This window comes from Streptomyces poonensis, from assembly GCF_014650915.1.
Taxonomy (GTDB): domain Bacteria; phylum Actinomycetota; class Actinomycetes; order Streptomycetales; family Streptomycetaceae; genus Streptomyces; species Streptomyces poonensis.
Genome location: NZ_BMVW01000002.1, coordinates 253,701 through 274,567 on the forward strand (window position 1 = coordinate 253,701; position 20,867 = coordinate 274,567).

General features: G+C 72.1%; 18 protein-coding genes. 10 read left to right on the top strand and 8 right to left on the bottom strand.

From position 1 onward, the window contains the following. Nucleotides 1–299: 299 nt before the first annotated feature. The 3 genes from IE242_RS39090 (at nucleotide 300) to IE242_RS08085 (ending at nucleotide 3,282) form a co-directional block, all read left to right on the top strand. On the top strand, nucleotides 300–395 hold the full coding sequence (locus tag IE242_RS39090) for a putative leader peptide (protein ID WP_373299479.1): 96 nt from the start codon (nucleotides 300–302) through the stop codon (nucleotides 393–395). A 232-nt stretch (nucleotides 396–627) separates the two neighbouring features. Continuing rightward, on the top strand, nucleotides 628–2,058 hold the full coding sequence (locus IE242_RS08080) for a sulfatase family protein (protein ID WP_189856833.1): 1,431 nt from the start codon (nucleotides 628–630) through the stop codon (nucleotides 2,056–2,058). 150 nt (nucleotides 2,059–2,208) lie between these two features. Then, nucleotides 2,209–3,282 carry a type I phosphomannose isomerase catalytic subunit gene (locus tag IE242_RS08085; protein ID WP_189856835.1) on the top strand — a complete coding sequence of 358 codons (1,074 nt, stop codon included), beginning with the start codon at nucleotides 2,209–2,211 and terminating at the stop codon, nucleotides 3,280–3,282. 124 nt (nucleotides 3,283–3,406) lie between these two features. On the opposite strand, the gene IE242_RS08090 is transcribed toward IE242_RS08085, so the two are convergent. Further along, nucleotides 3,407–3,667 carry a hypothetical protein gene (locus tag IE242_RS08090; RefSeq protein WP_189856837.1) on the bottom strand — a complete coding sequence of 87 codons (261 nt, stop codon included), beginning with the start codon at nucleotides 3,665–3,667 and terminating at the stop codon, nucleotides 3,407–3,409. Between the two features lie 337 nt (nucleotides 3,668–4,004). Between IE242_RS08090 and IE242_RS08095 the strand changes: the two genes are divergently transcribed. Continuing rightward, nucleotides 4,005–5,297 (top strand): YeeE/YedE family protein, encoded by a 1,293-nt coding sequence (locus tag IE242_RS08095; RefSeq protein WP_189856839.1) that lies wholly within the window; start codon nucleotides 4,005–4,007, stop codon nucleotides 5,295–5,297. A gap of 97 nt (nucleotides 5,298–5,394) precedes the next feature. Continuing rightward, on the top strand, nucleotides 5,395–5,820 hold the full coding sequence (locus tag IE242_RS08100) for a DUF6003 family protein (protein WP_189856841.1): 426 nt from the start codon (nucleotides 5,395–5,397) through the stop codon (nucleotides 5,818–5,820). A 31-nt stretch (nucleotides 5,821–5,851) separates the two neighbouring features. On the opposite strand, the gene IE242_RS08105 is transcribed toward IE242_RS08100, so the two are convergent. From IE242_RS08105 to IE242_RS08115, 3 genes are all read right to left on the bottom strand, one after another. Beyond that, nucleotides 5,852–7,066 (bottom strand): glycosyltransferase, encoded by a 1,215-nt coding sequence (locus IE242_RS08105; RefSeq protein ID WP_189856842.1) that lies wholly within the window; start codon nucleotides 7,064–7,066, stop codon nucleotides 5,852–5,854. Next, the gene (locus IE242_RS08110) at nucleotides 7,063–7,863 is read right to left on the bottom strand and encodes a MerR family transcriptional regulator (RefSeq protein ID WP_189856845.1); all 801 of its coding nucleotides are present in this window, start codon (nucleotides 7,861–7,863) and stop codon (nucleotides 7,063–7,065) included. The genes IE242_RS08105 and IE242_RS08110 overlap by 4 nt, the downstream gene beginning before the upstream one ends. A gap of 76 nt (nucleotides 7,864–7,939) precedes the next feature. Next, on the bottom strand, nucleotides 7,940–8,926 hold the full coding sequence (locus IE242_RS08115; RefSeq protein ID WP_189856847.1) for an alpha/beta hydrolase: 987 nt from the start codon (nucleotides 8,924–8,926) through the stop codon (nucleotides 7,940–7,942). Between the two features lie 161 nt (nucleotides 8,927–9,087). On the opposite strand from IE242_RS08115, the gene IE242_RS08120 reads away from it, so the two are divergent. Then, nucleotides 9,088–10,758: an NAD-dependent malic enzyme gene (locus tag IE242_RS08120; protein WP_229858455.1), complete on the top strand. Its 1,671-nt coding sequence runs from the start codon at nucleotides 9,088–9,090 to the stop codon at nucleotides 10,756–10,758. Nucleotides 10,759–10,790: 32 nt separating this feature from the next. Here the strand turns inward: IE242_RS08120 and IE242_RS08125 are convergent, their stop codons facing one another. After that, nucleotides 10,791–11,210 (bottom strand): MerR family transcriptional regulator, encoded by a 420-nt coding sequence (locus IE242_RS08125; RefSeq protein ID WP_189856851.1) that lies wholly within the window; start codon nucleotides 11,208–11,210, stop codon nucleotides 10,791–10,793. Between the two features lie 434 nt (nucleotides 11,211–11,644). Between IE242_RS08125 and IE242_RS08130 the strand changes: the two genes are divergently transcribed. Beyond that, nucleotides 11,645–13,156 carry a SulP family inorganic anion transporter gene (locus tag IE242_RS08130; protein WP_189856853.1) on the top strand — a complete coding sequence of 504 codons (1,512 nt, stop codon included), beginning with the start codon at nucleotides 11,645–11,647 and terminating at the stop codon, nucleotides 13,154–13,156. 135 nt (nucleotides 13,157–13,291) lie between these two features. Here the strand turns inward: IE242_RS08130 and IE242_RS08135 are convergent, their stop codons facing one another. Both IE242_RS08135 and IE242_RS08140 read right to left on the bottom strand, forming a co-directional pair. Next, nucleotides 13,292–14,599, bottom strand: coding sequence for a dicarboxylate/amino acid:cation symporter (locus tag IE242_RS08135; protein WP_189856854.1), 1,308 nt, complete (start codon nucleotides 14,597–14,599; stop codon nucleotides 13,292–13,294). 356 nt (nucleotides 14,600–14,955) lie between these two features. Continuing rightward, on the bottom strand, nucleotides 14,956–15,366 hold the full coding sequence (locus tag IE242_RS08140) for a Fur family transcriptional regulator (RefSeq protein WP_189856856.1): 411 nt from the start codon (nucleotides 15,364–15,366) through the stop codon (nucleotides 14,956–14,958). Nucleotides 15,367–15,613: 247 nt separating this feature from the next. On the opposite strand from IE242_RS08140, the gene katG reads away from it, so the two are divergent. Beyond that, nucleotides 15,614–17,848 carry a catalase/peroxidase HPI gene (katG, locus tag IE242_RS08145; protein ID WP_189856858.1) on the top strand — a complete coding sequence of 745 codons (2,235 nt, stop codon included), beginning with the start codon at nucleotides 15,614–15,616 and terminating at the stop codon, nucleotides 17,846–17,848. Nucleotides 17,849–17,970: 122 nt separating this feature from the next. On the opposite strand, the gene IE242_RS08150 is transcribed toward katG, so the two are convergent. Beyond that, nucleotides 17,971–18,228, bottom strand: a complete 258-nt coding sequence (locus IE242_RS08150; protein ID WP_229858458.1) for a chaplin family protein — start codon at nucleotides 18,226–18,228, stop codon at nucleotides 17,971–17,973. Nucleotides 18,229–18,490: 262 nt separating this feature from the next. Between IE242_RS08150 and IE242_RS08155 the strand changes: the two genes are divergently transcribed. Next, on the top strand, nucleotides 18,491–19,927 hold the full coding sequence (locus IE242_RS08155) for an amino acid permease (RefSeq protein WP_189856862.1): 1,437 nt from the start codon (nucleotides 18,491–18,493) through the stop codon (nucleotides 19,925–19,927). A gap of 122 nt (nucleotides 19,928–20,049) precedes the next feature. Further along, nucleotides 20,050–20,835 (top strand): 2OG-Fe dioxygenase family protein, encoded by a 786-nt coding sequence (locus tag IE242_RS08160; protein ID WP_229858463.1) that lies wholly within the window; start codon nucleotides 20,050–20,052, stop codon nucleotides 20,833–20,835. The last annotated feature ends 32 nt before the right edge of the window (nucleotides 20,836–20,867 follow it).

The window sequence follows — 20,867 nt, forward strand, 5'->3', positions numbered from 1 at the left end:
CGATGACCCGTCCTCTGCACCACCGTCATGCTCAACCGCTTTCGATCGCAGAAGTCAGTGACTCGCCGTGACCGACACATTATCCAATGCACACGGGGACACGACCGTTCCCGTGCGCCGAAGGCGTGTTTTCGCGCCCGGCGGACCGAGTCGGCCGACACCTGTCCCGAGGGCCGGCCGAGCGGCACCCTTTCGCACGGCGGCCGGACCCGCGTACGGCACAACCACCGCGATGACCAGGCCGTCCGTCATGTGGATCACTGTTGACAGCCACTTCCGGCTCCGTCAGGCTCACATCCATGCAGCCCCTCAGTGACCCGACGGTCACCCTCGTGGAGCGCCGCCACGTCGATCTCGTCCGTGTCGCGAGCGCCATCTGTCGCTGCGCCTCCTGATCATTCACGCTCTCCGGCCGGCCGGCGCGGCTCACGTGCGCTGCCCGGTCCCCTGAGGCTCGACGGCTCCCTCAGCGCGGTCACAGCCGCCTGACCATCCGCCGCCCTGCCGCACCTGTCTTTCGTTTCCGTACTCGCGGGCCCGCCATGCCGTCGTCCTGACCCGTCCTCGTACCCTGACGCGTCCTGTACACACGGTCCTGTGCGCCCGCGCCGCGTTCAGGAGCGCACCATGTCCACGTCCTCCGAAGATTCCTCTCCCCTGTCCCGACGCGCTTTCGGCGGCGTCGTGGGCGTCGGGGCGGCGACTGTCGCCGCCGGGCTTCCGGCCGCCGGCGCCCACGCGGCCTCCGGCGGTCCGGACAGCCCGCGGGAGACGCCGTTCCGCGCCGCCACGGGGCGGCACGCGCGCCGCCCCAACATCCTGTTCATCCTCGGCGACGACCTCGGCTGGGCCGACCTGTCCTCCTACGGAGCGCCGCACATCAGCACCCCGAACCTGGACCGGCTGGCCCGCCAGGGCGTGCGCTTCACCGACGCCTACTCCGGCTCCGCCACCTGCTCCCCGACCCGCTTCAGCCTCTACACCGGCCGCTTCCCCGGCCGTACGAAGGGCGGGCTCGCCGAGCCGATCGCCGACCGCTCCCGCGGACTCGAACCGACCCACCCGACACTCGCCTCCCTGCTGCGCGACGCCGGGTACGCCACGGCACTGATCGGCAAGTGGCACTGCGGCTACCTGCCGGACTACTCGCCCACCAAGTCGGGCTGGGACGAGTTCTTCGGCAACTTCGGCGGCGCGCTCGAGTACTACTCGAAGCTGGGTCTCGGCGGCGAGTACGACCTGTACGAGGGGGACGCCGAGTACAAGGACCTGCGGTACTACACGCGCATCCTGACCGAGCGGGCGAGTGAGTACGTACGGCGCGACCACGACCGCCCCTGGCTGCTCAACCTCAACTTCACCACGCCGCACTGGCCGTGGATCGCCGACGGCGACAAGGAGGAGGCCGCGGAGGTCGAGAGACGGATCAAGGCGGGCGACCGGAGCGCGCTGTGGCACGGTGACGCCGGCTCGGTGGAGAAGTACGCACAGATGGTCGAGGACCTCGACCGGTCGGTCGGCAAGGTCCTGGACGCCCTGCGCGCATCCGGGCAGGAGCGCGACACCCTGGTGTTCTTCGGATCCGACAACGGCGGCGAGCGCTTCTCGTACCAGTGGCCGCTGTCCGGGGAGAAGTCCTCGCTCCAGGAGGGCGGCATCCGGATACCGACGATCGTCCGCTGGCCGGCCCGGCTGGACGGCGGTCAATTCAGTCATGAGCCGGTCTGCACGCCGGACTGGACGGCCACGCTGCTGGAGATCGCCGGGACCCGCCCGGACCCCGCGTACCCGCTGGACGGCGTCAGCCTCGCCGGATACCTGCTGCGCGGCGAGGAGGTACCCGAACGCGACCTGTTCTGGCGGGTCCGGGGCGAACGCGCCCTGCGCCGCGGGAAGTGGAAGTACTACCGCGGGCAGGACGGCACCGACCACCTCTACGACCTGGTGGACGACCAGCGGGAGCAGGCCGACCGGGCCGCGGACGAGCCCCGGCTGCTGGCCGAGCTCAAGCAGAGCTGGGAGAAGGTCGACGCCGGCCTGCTGCCCTATCCGTCGTGACCGGTGAAGCCCCGCTGATCCCGAGCACCTGACCGCGGACGAGGTCCGGGCCCACCCCACGGAGGCCCGGACCCGCCTCGCTGTCGTTTTCGCCCGGTGCGCCCAGGGGTACTTGCACGCGGCAGTCACGGCGACAGGAGGGCCCGTTTCGTGAACTGGTACCCACTGCGGCTGACCACCCCCGTCAAGCAGCATGTCTTCGGCGGCCGCGTGCTCGCCGACCGTTGGGGACGCACCGGCCTGCCCGCCGGCCCCGTGGCGGAGACCTGGGAGGTCAGTGATGTCGACGGCGACGGCGCACGGGTGGTGGACGGCCCGCTGGCCGGCCGGCCGCTGCGGCAGCTGGCCACGGATCATCCCGAGGAACTGATGGGCGGCGGATGGCGCGGACCGCATTTTCCCCTCCTCACCAAGTTCATCGACGCGTCCGGGCCGCTGCCCGTGCACCTGCACGCCGACGACGCCACCGCCCGGCGACTGGAGAACCAGCCCAACGGCAAGACCGAGGCCTGGCACATCCTCGAGGCCGCACCCGGCGCCACCGCGCTGGCGGGTGTGAAGAAGGGGGTGGACCGCGAGGCACTGCACAGGGCGCTGCTCGCCCAGGACTTCGACGCCGTCCTGCGCCGTCTGCCGGTCCGCGCCGGACAGACCCTGTACGTACCGGGCGGCACCCTGCACAGCTTCGGTCCCGGCACCCTCGTCTACGAGATCGAACAGACCTCCGACATCCAGCAGCACGCCATGCGTCATCGCATGGAGGACGGTTCCCCGATCACCGATGACGAGTGGCACACCAATCTGGAGCGGCTCCTGGCCGAGTGGCGGCCGGAGTCCCGCCCCGACTTCCGGTCAGGGCTGAGCGTGCCGGTCGACGACGGCGTGGAGCGGACCGTACTGTGCGCCGGCCCCCATTTCGCCCTGGAGCGGTGGCGGGCCGGCACCGCGGCGCCCCTGGCGCACACGTTCACCACCGCGCTGGTCCTCAGCAACGCCGGAGCGCCCGTCACCGTCATGACCCCCGGTGGGGCCCGGCGGCTGGGCCGCGCCGAAAGCCTGCTGCTGCCCGCCGCCCTGGGCGGCCTGCGCATCGAGGGACCGGCCGACGTGCTGCTCGGTCACCTCCCCGACCTCGACCGGGACATCCGCGCACCCCTGCTGGCGGCCGGCCACGGCTCCGCGGCGATCGAGGCCCTGGGCGCACCCGCCATCGCCGACGGGTGACTCCGCCGTCGGCGATGCCGACGATGCCGGGCGTGCTACCGGGCGCGTACTGACGGACGGGGACCGGCGGACCGAACGGACGCGGACCGGCGGACCGAACCGGCGGACCGAGTCGCCGGAAGGCTCAGGCACCCTCGCTGCCGGTGTCCTCCTCGACGTCCTCGCCGCCGACCGGCTGCGGCAGGGCCCGTTCTCTCGTCTCGAGGCCCTCCAGGGGCTTCCCCGCCCCCGTGCCGCGGCCCGGCTGGTAGCCCTCCTTCGCGCTCGCCGTGCCCGGGACCGTGCGGTCCCGCGGCCGGCTCTCGGAGCCCGAGTGGGCTCCCGGCTCCTCGGGGCTGCGCGCCCGCTCGTACCCGCCCCCATGCTCGTTCTTCCGGCCGGTCATCTCGACACCTCCGGGTGGTCGCAGGCCTGAGCGGGTTCCCTGGGGCCGGGGCCGCAAACGGCCACCGGACACGGCGCGAGCCGGCCCGCCGCCCACCGTCGTCTCACCGCACCATCCGCATGGCGAGACGGGCCAGCGCCCGGAACCCTCCGCTCCGTATATTCGTACGCATGTCTGCATCCGCCCCGTCGCTGTGCCGCGCGCTGTTCGCGCACTCGGCGTGGTGCGTCGACGACGGCCTCTGTCGCGGCTGAGCCCCGCGCCGGACGTGCCCGCCGCGCCTCCGGCCGCCGCTGTCCCCGCCCGCCGTCCCCCGTGCACCACCCGGAGATCTTCCGTGACCACCGCACCACCCGCCGGGCCGGCCGCGCCGTCGCGCGTGCCCGCCACCCTGTTCACCCCCTCCCCCACCTCCTCGCCCCGGCCACAGGCACCGCCCCTGCCCCCGGTGCGGCGGGCGCCGCTCGTCGTGGCCGGGCTGCTCTCCGTGGCCCTCACCGCGTACGTGTGGTCCGCGCACGGCGCCAAGCCGGGCGTGCTGCTCCTGCTGGGGCTCGGCCTGGGCGTCGCCCTCTTCCACTCCCGGTTCGGCTTCACCTCCGCCTGGCGGCAGCTGGTCGCGGTCGGCAACGGCGTCGGACTGCGTGCGCACGCGCTGCTGCTCGGCACCACGGCCACCCTGTTCGCGCTGATCATCGGCACCGGCACCGGACTGTTCGGCTCGCAGCCGGCGCCGTCCGCCGGGTCGATCGGCGTGGGCCTGATCGTCGGCTCGGTGCTCTTCGCGATCGGCATGCAGCTCGGCGGCGCCTGCGCCTCCGGCACCCTCTATGTCGTCGGCTCGGGGCAGACCTCGGTCCTGCTGACCCTCGGCGGGTTCGTCGCGGGCGCCACGCTCGCCGCCTGGCAGTACGACCTGTGGAAGGACCTGCCGGCCTGGGAGCCGGTCGTCCTCGCCGACCACGTCGGCTGGTTCGGCTCCTGGGCCGTGACCATCGCCGCGCTGCTGCTCGTGGTGCTGGTCAGCCGACGCGTCCAGGCCCGCCGCAACCCGCCGCCGCTCGGGCCCGTGCCCTCGGCGCGCGGCGCGGCCCTCCGCGCCGTCCGCGGCTCGTGGCCGCTGGCCGCCGGCGCGCTGGCGCTGGCCCTGCTCGGCGCGGGCGTCCTGCTGGTGTCCGGCGGCGCCTGGGGCGTCACCAGCGCCTTCAGCCTGTGGGGCTCGGAACTGGTGGGCGCGCTCGGCGGCCACCCCGAGAACTGGACCTGGTGGCAGCGGCCCGGCAACGCCGAGATGCTGGCGGGCCCGGTCCTCGCCGACAAGACCAGCCTCACCGACATCGGCATCATGCTCGGCGCGGCGGTCGCCGCCGCGCTCGGCGGCACCTGGGCCCTGCACCGCGGCATCCCCTGGCGCACGGCCCTCGCGTCGGTGCTCGGCGGTGTGCTGATGGGCATCGGCGCCCGGCTGGCCGGCGGCTGCAACATCGGCGCCTATCTGGCGGGCATCGCCTCGGGCAGCCTCAGCGGCTGGCTGTGGGGCGCGTTCGCGCTGGCCGGCACCTGGGTGGGGCTCAGGCTGCGCCCGCTGTTCGGCCTGGGCAACCCCAAGCCGGGCGACGGCGTCTGCTGACGGCACGCGACCGGGCCGCCAAGCGGGGCGGTGGTCCGGCCCTGCCGGGGTAGAGGGACGGTGATCCGTCCCACCACTCCCCCGTGAGGAGCCGCGCATGACCGACGACGCCTATCTGTTCCTGCTGGACGACGCGGCGGCCGGGCCGCTCGGTGTGCCGCCCGCCGCGGTCGGAGAGCTCGCCTGCATGGAGACCCCTGCCGTACGGGCGTGGCTCGACGCGCACGGCGTGACGGCGGCCTCCGGCAGGCTGCGCCTGCTGCCCCCGGAGGACACGGCGGCCGTTCCCGAGCAGGCGGAGCGGCTGCCGGTTCCGCTCAGCGACGAGGAACTGAGCCGCCTGCGTCACCGGGCCGCGCCCGAGGCGGTCACCCGGATCGAGGAGGAGCTCCTGGCGTACCGCGACTGCGCCGAGGGCCGGGAGGCGCTGCTCACCCGGGCGCTGGCGGCCGGCGTACCCCTGCGGCGCATCGCGGAACTGACCGGCGAGGATCCCGCGGCCGTGGCGGCCGCCACCGGCTGAAGGCGATGCGGCGGGGGCTTTCGGCGGGGAATCATCTCCCGGTCAGCCGCTGGACGGCCGCGACGACCCGGCCCGCTCCGTCCTCGGTCGCCATGTGCTGCGCGGCGGTCGCGGCGGCGCGCGTGAAAGTCTGCTGCCGTGTGACGTCGACGAGGGCTTCGGCGAGCCGCTCGGCGGTGAGGTCCCGGAAGGGGATCGGCTCGGCGGCGGCGCCGATCGCGGCCAGCCGCCGCGCCCAGAAGGGCTGGTCCGCGGTCACCGGCACGGTGACCGCGGGAACCCCGGCGCACAGCGCGGCCGCCGAGGTCCCCGCCCCGGCGTGGTGGACCACCGCGGCGAGCCGCGGGAACAGCAGGGCGTGCGGTACGTCCTGGACGGTGAGCACGTCGTCGCCCTCGGCCGCGAGTCCCGCGCTGCCGGACTGGAGGATGCCGCGCAGCCCGGCGCGCCGCAGGGCCCGTACGGCGAGCTCGCTCAGCCGTTCCCCGTCACCGGCCGCCATGCTTCCGAAGCCGATGAGGACGGGCCGGGGCCCGGCACCCAGGAAGCCCTCCAGCTCCGTCGGCAGCCGTTCGTCCGCGGCGTGCTGGGGCCACCAGTTGCCCACGACCTCCAGGCCGGGGCGCCAGTCGGAGGGGCGGGGCACCAGGGCCGTGCTGAAGCCGTACAGGACGGGCCAGTTCTCCTGCTCCAGCCGTCGGCGCGTCATGGAGGGGGAGGCCGGGGGCAGCCGGAGGCGGTGGCGCAGCCGCGCGACCGCCTGGTCGTAGAGGCGGTCGGTCATACGGAGGGCGAAGCGGCCGGCCATGCGGTTGGCGGGGCGGCCCAGGGAGCGGGAGCCGGTGACGACGGGCGGGAAGTCGCCGGTCGGCGCGGTGGGCACGAGGTACGCACCGAGGCTCGGTACGCCCGTGGCCTCGGCGAGGTGCCAGCCGAGCGGGGCCGTGGTGGCCGACAGCAGGAGCAGGTCCGTGCCGTCGTCCATCGCGTCGGCGAACCCCTGGCCCAGTTCGGTGACGAACGCGGCGGCGGTGCGCATCAGTTCGCGCCTGCCCGTGACACCGCCCCGCCCCCGGTGGTCGGCGGGCAGAGCGCGGAACTCCAGTCCGGCGTCGTGCACGAGGGGTGCGAAGGCGTCCGTGGTGGCGAGGGTGACATCGTGTCCGGCCCGGCGCAGTGCGGCGCCGAGGCCCGTGTAGGGCGCCACGTCGCCGCGCGATCCGGCCGCGGCCAGCAGGATCCTCATCGGTTCTCCTCGGAGCCGGTACGGCCGCCTTCGTGCCGGGCCGCGTTGGCGTGGACCGCCTTGCACAGGTAGGCGGCCAGGCCGGGGCGCTGCTGCGACGGCGGTACGACCAGGGCGAAGGCGCGTGGGTCGGCGACGAAGTCGTCCGCGATGCGCCGGTGCATGTCGGGCGGGCAGGAGGTGAACCAGCGGGAGATGTGCAGACGGTGCTCCTCGGCAAGGTCCATGGCCCGCTCACCGTCGCCCGGCTCCCGCTCGTCGAAGGCCGCGAGCAGTTCCGCGCGCCAGGCGGCGGCCTCGCCCATGAGCTGCCGCCAGTCCTCCTTGGTGTGGGCGGCCGCCCGCGCCATCGACTCGCGCTGTCCCTCCGACCGCGCCCATTTCAGCTCCGCCTCGGTGGCATAGCTCAGGTCGAAGGTGATCTCGCCGAAGACCTCGAAGCGTTCCTGAGGTGTCAGGGACACCCCGGTCTGCTGCACCTCGATCGCCCGTTCCGCCACCTCGGCCAGCCGTTGCAGCCTGGCGATCTCCTCGGTCAGCTGACGTTGCCGGGCCCGGAGCTGTTCCAGGGCGTTCGCCTGCGGATCCTGGAAGATCGCGGCGATCTCGTCGAGGGAGAAACCGAGTTCCCGGTAGAAGAGGATCTGCTGGAGCCGGACCAGGTCGGCGTCGCCGTACAGCCGGTAGCCCGCGTGGCTGCGGTCACTGGGCGAGAGCAGTCCCGCCTTGTCGTAGTGATGCAGCGTACGCACCGTCACCCCGGCGAAAGCCGCCACCTGACCCACGGAGTAACTCATCCACCTGCCCTTTCGTCGGCCTGCAGTGTCAGGCCTGACGTAAGGGGAGGGTCAACTCGCGGTGTGCGGGACCCGGTCAGCCCTCGGTGCGGGACGCGGGCCGGCCGAGGCGCGCCCTGATCAGACCGGCGAGCTCCTCGGTGGCCCTGCGGCAGGCCCGCGAGTAGTGGCTGAACTGGGGGAAGCCGTGGGTGAGGTCCGGGTGGTGGACGTAGGTGAGGTCGTTGCCGGCGGCGGCGAGTGCGCGGGCGTAGGCGTGGCCGACGTCGCGCAGGGGGTCGAAGCCGTTGGTGACCAGGATCGTCGGGGGCAGCCCGGCGTGGGACGCGGCGTTGAGCGGGGTGATGTACGGCTGGCGGACGTCGTCGGTGTTCCGCACGAGGTTGCGGATCATCTGGAAGATGCCGTTGGACTCCAGGTAGAGCCCCGAGCGGTTCTCGCTCGCGGCGGGGGTGTCGGCGGGGAAGGCCGTCTCCGGGAACAGGGGCACCTGGAGCGCGAGCGCGGGGCCGTTCCCGTCACGGAACCTGAGCGCGAGCACGCAGGTCATGTTCCCGCCCGCGGAGTCACCGCCCAGCGCGATCCTGGCGGGGTCCACGCCCTGTTCACCGGCGTGGTCGAACAGCCAGCGCACGGCGTGCTCGTTCTCCTCCAGCTGGGTGGGGAACTTGAACTCGGGTGCGCGCCGGTAGTCCACGGCGTAGGTCTTGATCCCGGCGCCCTCGGCGATGATCCGCAGGGGCAGCTCGAACTCGTCGAGGGTGCCCACCGTGAAACCGCCGCCGTGCAGGTACACCAGGGCACCGCAGGGTGTGCCGGCCGCCTCGGTGGGGGTGTGCACGCGCACCGGCAGCGAGCCGTACGGCCCGTCGAGGACCAGGTGCTCCACCGCGCCGACGGACGGCAGCGGCACCTCGCCCAGGACACGGTGAGCGCGCCGGGCGTCGGCGACCGGTTCGTCGGCGCCGAGGACCGGACCCGTGGGCAGCCACGCCGCCAGCTCGGGGTCCAGTGTCCCCCGCCCCACCCGCTCCGGGACGGTGTCGCGGTCGTAGACCGGCATGACAGGCACTCTCCTTGGTCTCCGGCGCGTTCAGGCAACCACGGACCGGGGCGCCGGGCCACCGCAGCGAGCCGGCCGGGCCCGGAACGTGCGCGCCGGACGGCCGTACGGTGCCGCTGCCCGAGTTGAGCGCATGCGCGGGCCGCGTCAGCATGGAGTACGTGAACGGCGTCGTGACGTCCACGGTCCCGGCCGCGCTGTGCGACCCGCTGCGCAACCGCGGGACCGCCTTCACCCACGCGGAGCGCGAACGGCTCGGCCTGACCGGCCGTCTCCCGGCGGCGGTGGAGACCCTCGACCAGCAGGCGGCCCGCGCCTACGCCCAGCTGGGCCGGCAGCCCACGGACCTGGCCAAGTACCTCTATCTGGACGCGCTGCACGACCGCAACGAGACGCTCTACTTCAAGCTCCTGCTCGACCATCTGCCCGAGCTGCTGCCCGTGGTCTACGACCCGACGGTGGGCGACGCGATCCAGCAGTGGAGCCATGACTACCGCCGCTCCCGGGCGGTGTACCTGTCCGTCGACCGGCCGCAGGACGTGCGGGCCTCCTTCGAGACCCTCGGGCTGGGCCCGGACGACGTCGATCTGATCGTCGTCTCCGACGCGCAGCAGATCCTCGGGATCGGCGACTGGGGAGTCAACGGCACCGACATCTCCGTCGGAAAACTCGCCGTCTACACCGCCGCCGCCGGCCTCCACCCGGAGCGGGTGATCGCGGTCAACCTCGACGTCGGCACCGACAACCAGGTGCTGCTCAACGACCCGATGTACCTGGGCAACCGGCACGCCCGGGTGACCGGCACGGCCTACGACGACTTCGTCGCGCTGTACCTGTCCACCGCCGCCGAGCTGTTCCCGCGGGCGCTGCTGCACTTCGAGGACTTCGGCCCGTCGCACGCCCGGCGCATCCTGGTCGGCAACGCGAAGGATCACCGGATCTTCAACGACGACCTGCAGGGCACCGGGGCGATCGTCATGGCCTCGGTGCTCTCCGGGCTCGAGGTCACCCGGCAGTCCGTCGCCGACCAGCGTCTCGTCGTCTTCGGCGCGGGCACCGCCGGCACCGGCATCGCCGACCAGATCTCCGCCGCGATGGTCCGTGCGGGCCGCACCCCGGAACAGGCGGCATCCCAGGTGTGGCTGGTCGACAAGGACGGCCTGGTCAGTGACGACATGGACGGCCTGCCCGACTACCAGTCGGCGTACGCCCGCCCGGCCGAGGAGGTGCGGGACTGGCCGCGCACCGACGGGAGGATCGACCTGCTCACCGCCGTCCGGCAGGTCAGGCCGACGATCCTCGTCGGCACCTCCACCGTGCACGGCGCGTTCACCCAGGAGGTAGTCGAGGCCCTGTGCGCCGGGGTGGAACGTCCGGTCCTGCTGCCCCTGTCCAACCCGGGCTCACGCATCGAGGTGATGCCGGACCAGGCGATCCCGTGGTCGAAGGGCAAGGCCCTCATGGCCGTCGGCATCCCGGTCGACCCGGTCACGTACGACGGCACCACCTACACGATCGGGCAGGCCAACAACGCCCTGCTCTACCCGGGCCTGGGGCTGGGCGCCGTCGTGGCCGGCGCCGAGCACATCACCGACGGGATGCTGCTGGCCGCGGCGACCGCGGTCGCCGGGCAGGTCGACGTCTCCGAGCCGGGTGCCTCACTGCTGCCGCCGGTACGGAACCTGCGCGCCTCCTCAGCCGTCGTCGCCGTCGCGGTCGCCGAGGCGGCCGCCGGGGACGGGGTCGCCACCCGCACCCACGGCAATCTCGTCCAGGCCGTTCAGGACGCGATGTGGCAGCCCGCCTACGCGGAGCGGGCGGGCGACCGCTGACCTCACCACGTACCGATCAACCGATCAGGTGATCAGGCAGGTCCGCCCGTTCCCGGGGTGTCCTGCGCCAGGCGGGAACGCAGCGTGGCGGCGAAGTCCTCGGCGCGTGCCAGCTGCACCCGGAGCTTCGCCATCTGTTCGGCGGCGGCCCGCTCGTAGGCGCGCACCCGCTCGAGCAGGGCTTCCCGTTCGTCGGCGGCCAGGTCGCCGTCGGCGTCGAGGCGGTCGGTGGCGTCCAGGAGGTCGCGCATCTGCTCCAGGGTGAAACCGAGCGGCTTCATACGGCGGATGACCATGAGCCGCTGTACGTCGGTCTCGGTGTAGAGGCGGAATCCGCCCTGGGACCGGGCGGAGGGCACGACGAGGCCGGTCTCCTCGTAGTGCCGGATGGTGCGCAGGGACAGCTCGGTCCGTGCGGCGACCTCGCCGATCTGCATGTGCTTGGCGTCCACGCCCGTGTTCCTCCGGCTCTTCCGTCCCCGGCAGGCCGCTCCGCTCACGAGCCGGCCGATCTCTACTCTAACGTTAGGGTAGAGTTAAGGACGGCGTGGGCGGCCCACCGCCGCCCCGCCGTTGCCGTGTCGGGACCGGCTTCAGCCCCCGGCGAGGACCCGACCACCCTGGCAGGAGAGACGCGTGCGCGAGTCCACGAGGCCCGGCGCCGCCGCCTGTCCGCCGTGATCCCTCGCTCCCCCGCTCACGGGGGCGGGGTCCGTCCGCGCTGACGCGCGCCTTGGGATCCTCTGCCTCCGTCTCTTCCTCTCCTCGACTTCCGGTTCCGCCTCGCGGAGCCGTCCGCGGGGTGCCGTCCGGCCGCTCCGCGTCCCTCTCGCCCGCCTCTGTCCGTTCACCGGGGCGTGCCCGAGTACGACAGGTGACTGCTCCCTTGTCCTCTTCCGTTTCCGTCGCCTCCCCCGCGGCGCGGCTGCGCGGCCTGCGTCCCGACTGGCTGCGCGATCCGAAGGTCTGGCGCACCGAGGTGCTGGCCGGCCTGGTCGTCGCCCTGGCGCTGATCCCCGAGGCGATCTCGTTCTCGATCATCGCCGGGGTCGACCCGGCGATCGGCCTGTTCGCCTCCTTCACCATGGCCGTCACCATCTCGATCGTCGGCGGGCGCCGGGCGATGATCTCCGCGGCCACCGGCGCCGTCGCCCTGGTGATCGCTCCCGTCAACCGCGAGCACGGTCTGAGCTACCTGGTCGCGACCGTCATCCTGGCCGGTGTCTTCCAGGTCGTTCTCGGCGCGGTCGGCGTGGCCAGGCTCATGCGGTTCGTGCCCCGCTCGGTGATGACCGGCTTCGTCAACGCCCTGGCCATCCTGGTCTTCGTGGCGCAGGTCCCGGAGCTGCACGACGTGCCCTGGGCCGTGTATCCGCTGCTCATCGGCGGTCTCGTGCTGCTGGTGCTCTTCCCGCGGGTCACCCGGGTGATCCCCGCCCCGCTGGTGTCCATCGTCGTCCTGACCGTCATCACCGTCGCCGCCGGCATCGCCGTGCCCACCGTCGGCGACAAGGGCGAGCTGCCCTCCTCGCTGCCCAGGCCGGGCCTGCCCGACGTGCCCTTCACGCTGGACACCCTCACGACCATCGCGCCCTACGCCCTGGCGATGGCGCTGGTCGGCCTGATGGAGTCGCTGATGACCGCCAAGCTGGTCGACGACATCACCGACACCCGCTCCAGCAAGACCCGTGAGTCCGTCGGCCAGGGCATCGCCAACATCGTCACGGGCTTCTTCGGCGGCATGGGCGGCTGCGCCATGATCGGACAGACGATGATCAACGTGAAGGTGTCCGGTGCCCGCACCCGCGTCTCCACCTTCCTCGCCGGTGCGTTCCTGATGGTGCTGTGCGTCGTCTTCGGCCCCGTCGTCTCCGACATCCCCATGGCCGCCCTGGTCGCCGTGATGGTCATGGTCGCCTTCGGCACCTTCGACTGGCACTCCATCGCACCGAAGACGCTCAAGCGGATGCCCACCGGCGAGATCGCCGTCATGGTCATCACCGTGATCGTCGTGGTCGCCACCCACAACCTCGCCATCGGTGTCGTCGTCGGCACGATCACCGCGATGGTCGTCTTCGCCAAGCGCGTCGCCCACCTCGCCGAGGTCACCGCCGTCACCGACCCCGACGACACCACGGTCGTCTACCGCGTCACCGGCGAGCTGTTCTTCGCCTCGTCCAACGACCTCGTCGGACAGTTCCGGTACGCCACCGACCCCGGCAAGGTCGTCATCGACCTGTCCGCCGCCCATGTCTGGGACGCCTCCTCCGTGGCCGCCCTCGACGCCATCGAGACGAAGTACGCCCAGCGCGGCAAGACCGTCGAGATCGTCGGCCTGAACGAGCCCAGCGCCCGGCTGCACGGCAAGCTGAGCGGGGAACTGGCCGCCGGTCACTGACCGACGGCCCGCCCACCTGCGACGGCGGAGGGCCCCCGGCATGACTGCCGGGGGCCCTCCGCTTTCTCTGCACTTGTTCCGCGGCCGTAAGCGGCTGTCCTCAGGACGCCACCGTCACGACGCGGTGGTCCGGGTTCAGGCCGCGGCCGGGACCCGGTCCGCCGGCGCCGGCTCCGGCTCGTCCAGCGGCGAGCTGTGCGCCTTGTCGTACGCCGTGCGGTCGAGCAGGTTCTCGCGGGCGGAGACCAGGACCGGCACCAGGGCCTGTCCGGCGACGTTGGTCGCGGTGCGCATCATGTCCAGGATCGGGTCGATCGCGAGGAGCAGACCCACACCCTCCATGGGCAGGCCCAGGGTGGAGAGCGTGAGGGTCAGCATGACCGTCGCACCGGTGAGGCCGGCCGTGGCGGCGGAACCGACCACCGACACGAAGGCGATCAGCAGGTAGTCGCCGACGCTCAGCTGGATGTCGAAGATCTGGGCGACGAAGATCGCCGCGATCGCGGGGTAGATGGCCGCGCAGCCGTCCATCTTGGTCGTCGCGCCGAACGGCACGGCGAAGGACGCGTACTCCTTCGGGACGCCGAGACGCTCGGTGACCTTCTGGGTCAGCGGCATCGTGCCCACCGAGGAGCGGGAGACGAACGCCAGCTGGATCGCGGGCCAGGCGCCCTTGAAGAACTGGATCGGGCTGAGCTTGGCCACGCCGGCCAGCAGCGCCGGGTAGACCACGAACATCACCAGCGCGCAGCCGACGTAGATGTCGGCGGTGAAGGTGGCGTACTTGCCGATCAGGTCCCAGCCGTAGGTGGCGATGGCGTTGCCGATGAGGCCGACGGTGCCGAGCGGGGCCAGGCGGATGACCCACCACAGGGCCTTCTGGAGGAGTTCGAGGACGGACTCGCTCAGGGTGAGGATCGGCTGGGCCTTGTCGCCGAGCTGGAGGGCGGCGATACCGGCGACGGCGGCCATGAAGACGATCTGCAGCACGTTCAGCTCGGTGAACGGGGTGATCACGTCGGTCGGCACGATGCCGGTCAGGAAGTCGATCCAGGAACCGGTGTGCTCGGGCTTCGCCCCGTCCTTCGGGGTGAGGCCGGTGCCGGAGCCGGGGTTGGTGACCAGGCCGATGACGATGCCGATGGCCACCGCGATCAGCGAGGTGATCATGAACCAGAGGAGGGTGCGCGTGGCCAGGCGGGCCGCGTTGGTGACCTTCCGCAGGTTGGTGATCGAGACGAGGATGGCGAAGAAGACGAGCGGGGCGACGGCCAGCTTGAGCAGGCCGATGAAGATGCTGCCGATCTTCTCGAGGGTCGTCACCAGCCAGGAGACGTCCTGGCTGCGGGCGAGCCAGCCGAGCAGGACGCCCAGGACGAGACCGGCGATGATCTGGGCCCAGAAGGGCACTCTGAAGGATTTCGTGTTCGAAGACACGGACATGCTCCGATGGGGACGCGCAGGGACTTGCGGGCAAGTGGCGTACGAGAGCAGCGGCCCCCGGGGAAGAGGGTCAGCAGCACCGCCGCGGCGTGACGTCGTACGTGAACGACCTCAGGGACAACAGGTCGCGGACATACAGCGACAGAGGTCCACATGCAGGCGCGCCACGAGGAGCGGAACACTCCGAGGCATGGCGGGCGCGGCTGCTGATTTCATACAGAAACCTTAACACTTCAACTTTGGAGACCTCAAAGCCTGGCTTTGAGAGGCGGGCGACCGCCGCCACCCGCACGATGCGCGACATCTGTCGGTCGTGTCTGTCGTGTCCTGTGCACGCTGCGTCGCGTCGTGTACGCCTAGGCGCAGGACGGGCAGAGCCCGCGATAGGTGACCTCGGCCTCGACGACCGTGAAGCCGAACCGCTGGTCGGCCGGGAGGTCGCTCAGGGGATCACCGGTGGGATGCACATCGCGGATGGTGCCGCAGCCGGAGCAGACCAGGTGCTGGTGCGGGTGGTGCGCGTTGGGGTCGTACCGCTTGGCGCGGCCCTCGGTCGAGACCTCCACGACCTCGCCCAGTGAGACGAGCTCGCCCAGGGTGTTGTAGACGGTCGCACGGGATATCTCGGGCAGCCGCTCCACGGCGCGGGCGTGCACTTCGTCGGCCGTGAGATGGACGTGGTCGCCGCCGAGGACTTCCGCGACGACACGCCGCTGGGACGTCATCCGCCAGCCACGCCCGCGCAGCCGCTCGAGCAGGTCACTCATGTCGGTTCACCTATTCGGGTTCGGTGGTGCACGAAGTCTATGGGCGGGGGCGTGGATCTCAACCGGCCGGTAAACCTCAACTGGCCGGGCTTCTGGGCGACTTCTTGACTTGGACTGTGTCAATCGTAGGATCGGTTCCGGCGACGGAGAAGAGCCAGGAACCCACGCGTCGCTCGTCTCCCGCCGATGCCGTCACCACCGCTCGCACTTCCCCAGCACCGTGACCGCCCGGTCCGGAAGGATTCCCATGTCTGAGAACCACGACGCCATCGTCACAGACCCGAAAACGGAGGAGAGCGCGAGCGGCTGCCCGGTCGCGCACACGGCACGCGCCCCGCACCCGACCCAGGGCGGCGGGAACCGTCAGTGGTGGCCGGAGCGGCTCAACCTGAAGATCCTCGCCAAGAACCCGCCCGTGGCCAACCCGATGGGCGAGGGCTTCGACTACGCCGAGGCGTTCAGGTCCCTCGACCTGGCGGCCGTGAAGCGGGACATCGAGGAGGTGCTGACCACCTCGCAGGACTGGTGGCCGGCCGACTTCGGGCACTACGGCCCGCTCATCATCCGGATGGCCTGGCACAGCGCCGGCACCTACCGCATCAGCGACGGCCGCGGCGGCGCCGGCGCCGGCCAGCAGCGCTTCGCCCCGCTCAACAGCTGGCCGGACAACGCCAACCTCGACAAGGCCCGCCGGCTGCTGTGGCCGGTCAAGAAGAAGTACGGCAAGAACCTGTCCTGGGCCGACCTGCTGATCCTCTCCGGCAACGTCGCCCTGGAGTCGATGGGCTTCACGACCTTCGGCTTCGCCGGTGGCCGCGCCGACGTCTGGGAGGCCGAGGAGGACGTCTACTGGGGCCCCGAGACCACCTGGCTCGGCGACGAGCGCTACACCGGCGACCGCGAGCTGGAGAACCCGCTCGGCGCGGTCCAGATGGGTCTGATCTACGTCAACCCCGAGGGTCCGAACGGCAACCCGGACCCGCTGGCCTCCGCCCGTGACATCCGCGAGACGTTCCGCCGCATGGCGATGAACGACGAGGAGACCGTCGCCCTGATCGCCGGCGGCCACACCTTCGGCAAGACCCACGGCGCCGGCCCGGCCGACGCCGTCGGCGCCGACCCGGAGGCCGCGGGCTTCGAGGAGCAGGGCCTCGGCTGGAACAACACCTTCGGCACCGGCAAGGGCGCGGACACCATCACCTCCGGCCTCGAGGTCACCTGGACCAGCACGCCCACCCGGTGGAGCATGGGCTTCTTCGAGAACCTCTTCGGCTACGAGTGGGAGCTGACCGAGAGCCCGGCCGGCGCCAAGCAGTGGAAGCCGAAGGACGGCGCGGGCGAGGGCACGATCCCGCACGCCCACGACGCCACGAAGAAGATCGCCCCCGCCATGCTCACCGCCGACCTGGCGCTGCGCTTCGACCCGGTCTACGAGCAGATCTCCCGCCGCTTCTGGCAGAACCCGGACGAGTTCGCGGACGCCTTCGCGCGCGCCTGGTACAAGCTGACCCACCGCGACATGGGTCCGAAGTCGCTCTACCTCGGCCCGGAGGTCCCGGAGGAGACCCTGCTGTGGCAGGACCCGCTGCCGGAGCGCGAGGGCGAGCTGATCGACGCGGACGACATCGCGGCGCTCAAGGCCAAGCTCCTCGACTCGGGCCTCACCGTCCCGCAGCTCGTCTCCACCGCGTGGGCGTCGGCCTCGACGTTCCGCGGCAGCGACAAGCGCGGCGGCGCCAACGGCGCCCGCATCCGCCTGGAGCCGCAGAAGAACTGGGAGGTCAACAACCCCGACCAGCTCGCCCTGGTCCTGCGCACCCTGGAGGACATCCAGCGCGAGTTCAACGCCGGCGCCGGTGCCAAGAAGGTCTCCCTGGCCGACCTGATCGTGCTCGGCGGCTCCGCGGCCGTGGAGAAGGCCGCCAAGGACGCCGGGTACGACATCGAGGTGCCCTTCACCCCGGGCCGGGTCGACGCGACCGACGAGCACACCGACGCGGAGTCCTTCGCCGCGCTGGAGCCCACGGCCGACGGCTTCCGCAACTACCTGGGCAAGGGCAACCGCCTCCCGGCCGAGTTCCTGCTGATCGACCGGGCGAACCTGCTGACGCTGAGCGCCCCGGAGATGACCGTCCTGGTCGGCGGCCTCCGTGTCCTCGACACGAACCACGACGGCTCGAAGTCCGGTGTCCTCACCGACGCCCCGGGCACGCTGACGAACGACTTCTTCGTCAACCTGCTCGACATGGGCACGGCGTGGAGCTCGACCTCCGAGGACCAGACCACGTTCGAGGGCCGCGACCGGGCCACCGGCGAGGTCAAGTGGACCGGCACCCGCGCCGACCTGGTCTTCGGCTCCAACTCCGAGCTGCGCGCGCTCGCCGAGGTCTACGCGAGCGACGACGCGAAGGAGAAGTTCGTGACGGACTTCGTCGCGGCGTGGCGCAAGGTCATGGACCTGGACCGGTTCGACCTGGTCTGAGACCCCGACCGGCACCTCGTCCGATGACGCGGTGACGACGCCCGGGACGGCCGCACACCGACCGTCCCGGGCGTCGGCCTTGCCCTGGCGGCTGCGGCCCGTGCCACGTCAGGTGAAGACATTCAGGGCGAGCGGCAGTGCCGGTCCCAGCGGGCCGGCCACCTGGGCCCCGTCCCCCCGCACGGGTTCAGCGGGCCCCCGACCGGAGCCTCGGCCGCATTGCCCGCGAGGGTGCCGGTGCCGTGCGCGGTCGCGCCCAGCGCATGGAAGCCGTCGTTCAGGTTGACGCACTCGCCGCCGCCGAGCGACACCGCCGACGCGCTCCTGACGTGCGCGATCATTCCGGCCGCGACGGCGGCCGACAGGGTGAACAACCTCAAGATCTTCCGATGGCGCATGCCAGGTGAACGAGGCCCGGGCGCTCCGGTCAATGATCTCTGCCCTCCCCCGGCTCAGGTCCGCGCCCTTGGCGCGTCGCTGCACGATTCCCTGCTCAGAGCCTGCTCCAGCGCACCTTTTGCGGTGACGGACGGGGGCACGCAGAACAAAAACGGGTGATTTGGAGCCGCGTCGAAGCATGTCCGACCATGGACAGCGTCCCGGCGATCCCGGACATCAGTTCGATGAGAGGCGCACCACCCCATGCACGTCACCGGAACCGTTCCACCCTCGGCTCCGGCCCCGCAGGAGACCCCCGCGGCCCCCGCCCCCGCTGCCGACACCGAGGGTTCCGCGAACCCGGCGGAAGACCCCACCGGCGGCTCCGGCAGGCACGCCCGCCACTTCGGGCTCCCCGTCGCCACCGCCCTGGTCATGGGCAACATCATCGGCGGCGGCATCTTCCTGCTCCCGGCCTCCGTCGCCCCGTACGGCACGGTCAGCCTGCTGGCCTTCGGCGTCCTGACCGTCGGGGCCATCGCCCTCGCCCTGGTCTTCGGCCGGCTGGCCCAGCGCGACCCACGCACCGGCGGGCCCTACGTGTACGCCCGCGAGGCCTTCGGCGACTTCGCCGGCTTCCTCACCGCCTGGGCGTACTGGATCACCACCTGGGTGTCGAACGCGGCGCTCGCCGTCGCCGCCGTCGGCTACCTCGACGTGCTGATCCCCGTGAGCGACCACGTCTGGACCGCGTGCCTGGCCGCGCTCGTCCTGCAGTGGCTGCCCGCCCTCGCCAACTTCGCGGGTACCCGCTACGTGGGCGCCGTCCAGCTCGTCTCGACCGTGCTGAAGTTCGCGCCGCTGCTGCTCGTGGCGGTCGGCGGGCTGTTCTTCTTCGACCCGGACAACCTCGGCCCGTTCAACTCGAGCGGCGGCAGCTCGATCGGCGCGGTGTCCGCCGCCGCCGGCCTGCTGCTCTTCTCCTACCTCGGTGTGGAGTCCGCCGCCGTGAGCGCGGGCGAGGTCAAGAACCCCCGGCGCAACGTGGGACGCGCCACCGTGATCGGCACCGCGGGCGCCGCGCTCGTCTACCTGCTGGGCACCCTGTCCGTCTTCGGCACGGTCGCGCACGGCCGCCTGGTGGAGTCCAGCGCGCCCTTCTCGGACGCCGTGAACGCCATGTTCGGCGGCACCTGGGGCGGCTGGGCCGTCGCGCTCGCCGCGCTCGTGTCGATGACCGGCTGCCTCAACGGCTGGACGCTGCTGAGCGCCCAGACCCCGTACGCCGCGGCCAAGGACGGCCTGTTCCCCGCCGCCTTCGCGCGCCGGCGGCGGGGTGTGCCGACGGTCGGCGTCGGCGTCACCGTCGTCCTGGCCTCGCTGCTCACCGTCTACAACTACACGGCGGGTTCGGCGAAGGTCTTCGAGACCCTGGTGCTCGTCACCACGTTCACCGCGACCGTGCCGTACCTGCTGGCCACCGCTGCGCAGATCTTCCACCTCGTCTCGGGGCGGGGCGAGCTGGTGAACCGGCGGCGGCTGGTACGGGACGCCGTGGTCGCGGCGGTCGCGGCCGCCTTCTCGATGTGGCTCGTCGCGGGTGCCGGGTACGCGGCGGTCTACCAGGGCGTGCTGTTCCTGTTCGCGGGCATCCTCGTGTACGCGGTGATGGCGGCCCGGCGGCAGCGGAGGAAGGCCTGACAGCGGCGCCGCCCCGCACCGTACGGTCTGGCCGTGGCGGCGTGGCGGCGCCGGGCCACGGAAGCGGTCGCACCGCCCCGGCTCCGCGTGCGTATGCCGGAGATCAGCAGGAACATGGCGGTATGGACGGAATGCGCCGGGACGGCCACACCGGCATGCGCACCGACGGCCCGACCGGCCCGGACACGGACGGGCAGCCGACCGGGCTCCTGGCCGCCACCTGCGCCTCTCTGGCCACGCAGGGCTTCTCCCTCATGCCGTCGGCCGACGTCTCACAGTGCCTGAGGACGGACCCGGAGGGCTGGCGGCGGTTCGGTGCGCACTGGGACGAACTGACGCCGGACACCTACGCGGCCGAGACCGGCACACAGCGTATGCGGCGCTACGGGCACTTCACTTTGTCGGGCTCGGGCGAGCTGACCCGGCGGGCGCACATCGCGTTCGTCCAGCCGGAGGACACCAACCCGCTGTACGTGGACAGGGACCGCCACTTCGAACCGCTGACCGAGTCGTTCGCCGCGGATCCCGTCCTGTCGGCCCTGCTGCGGATGCTCGGCCGGGTCGCGGCATCGCTGGCCGACGCGCGCGAGTGGAGTGTGAAGGTGCATCCCTTCCGGGTCGTCGCCTCGGCGGACCGTGCGGGGCAGCCGACACCGGAGGGCCGCCACCGCGACGGAGTCACGCTGGTGACGTCTCTGCTGATCGCCCGGGGCAATGCCGCCGGGGGCGAGAGCACCGTGTACGGCGCGGACGGCAGCGAGCTGATGAGCACCACGCTCAGCGAGCCCGGGACCCTGCTGCTGGGCGACGACCGTGCCACACTGCACGGCGTCTCGGCGATCCACCCGGTCGACGTCACCCGCCCCGCCCACCGGGACGTACTGGTGACGACGCTGACAGCGCGGTGAACGCCGTCCCCGTGTCGTGGACCGGGCCGGGC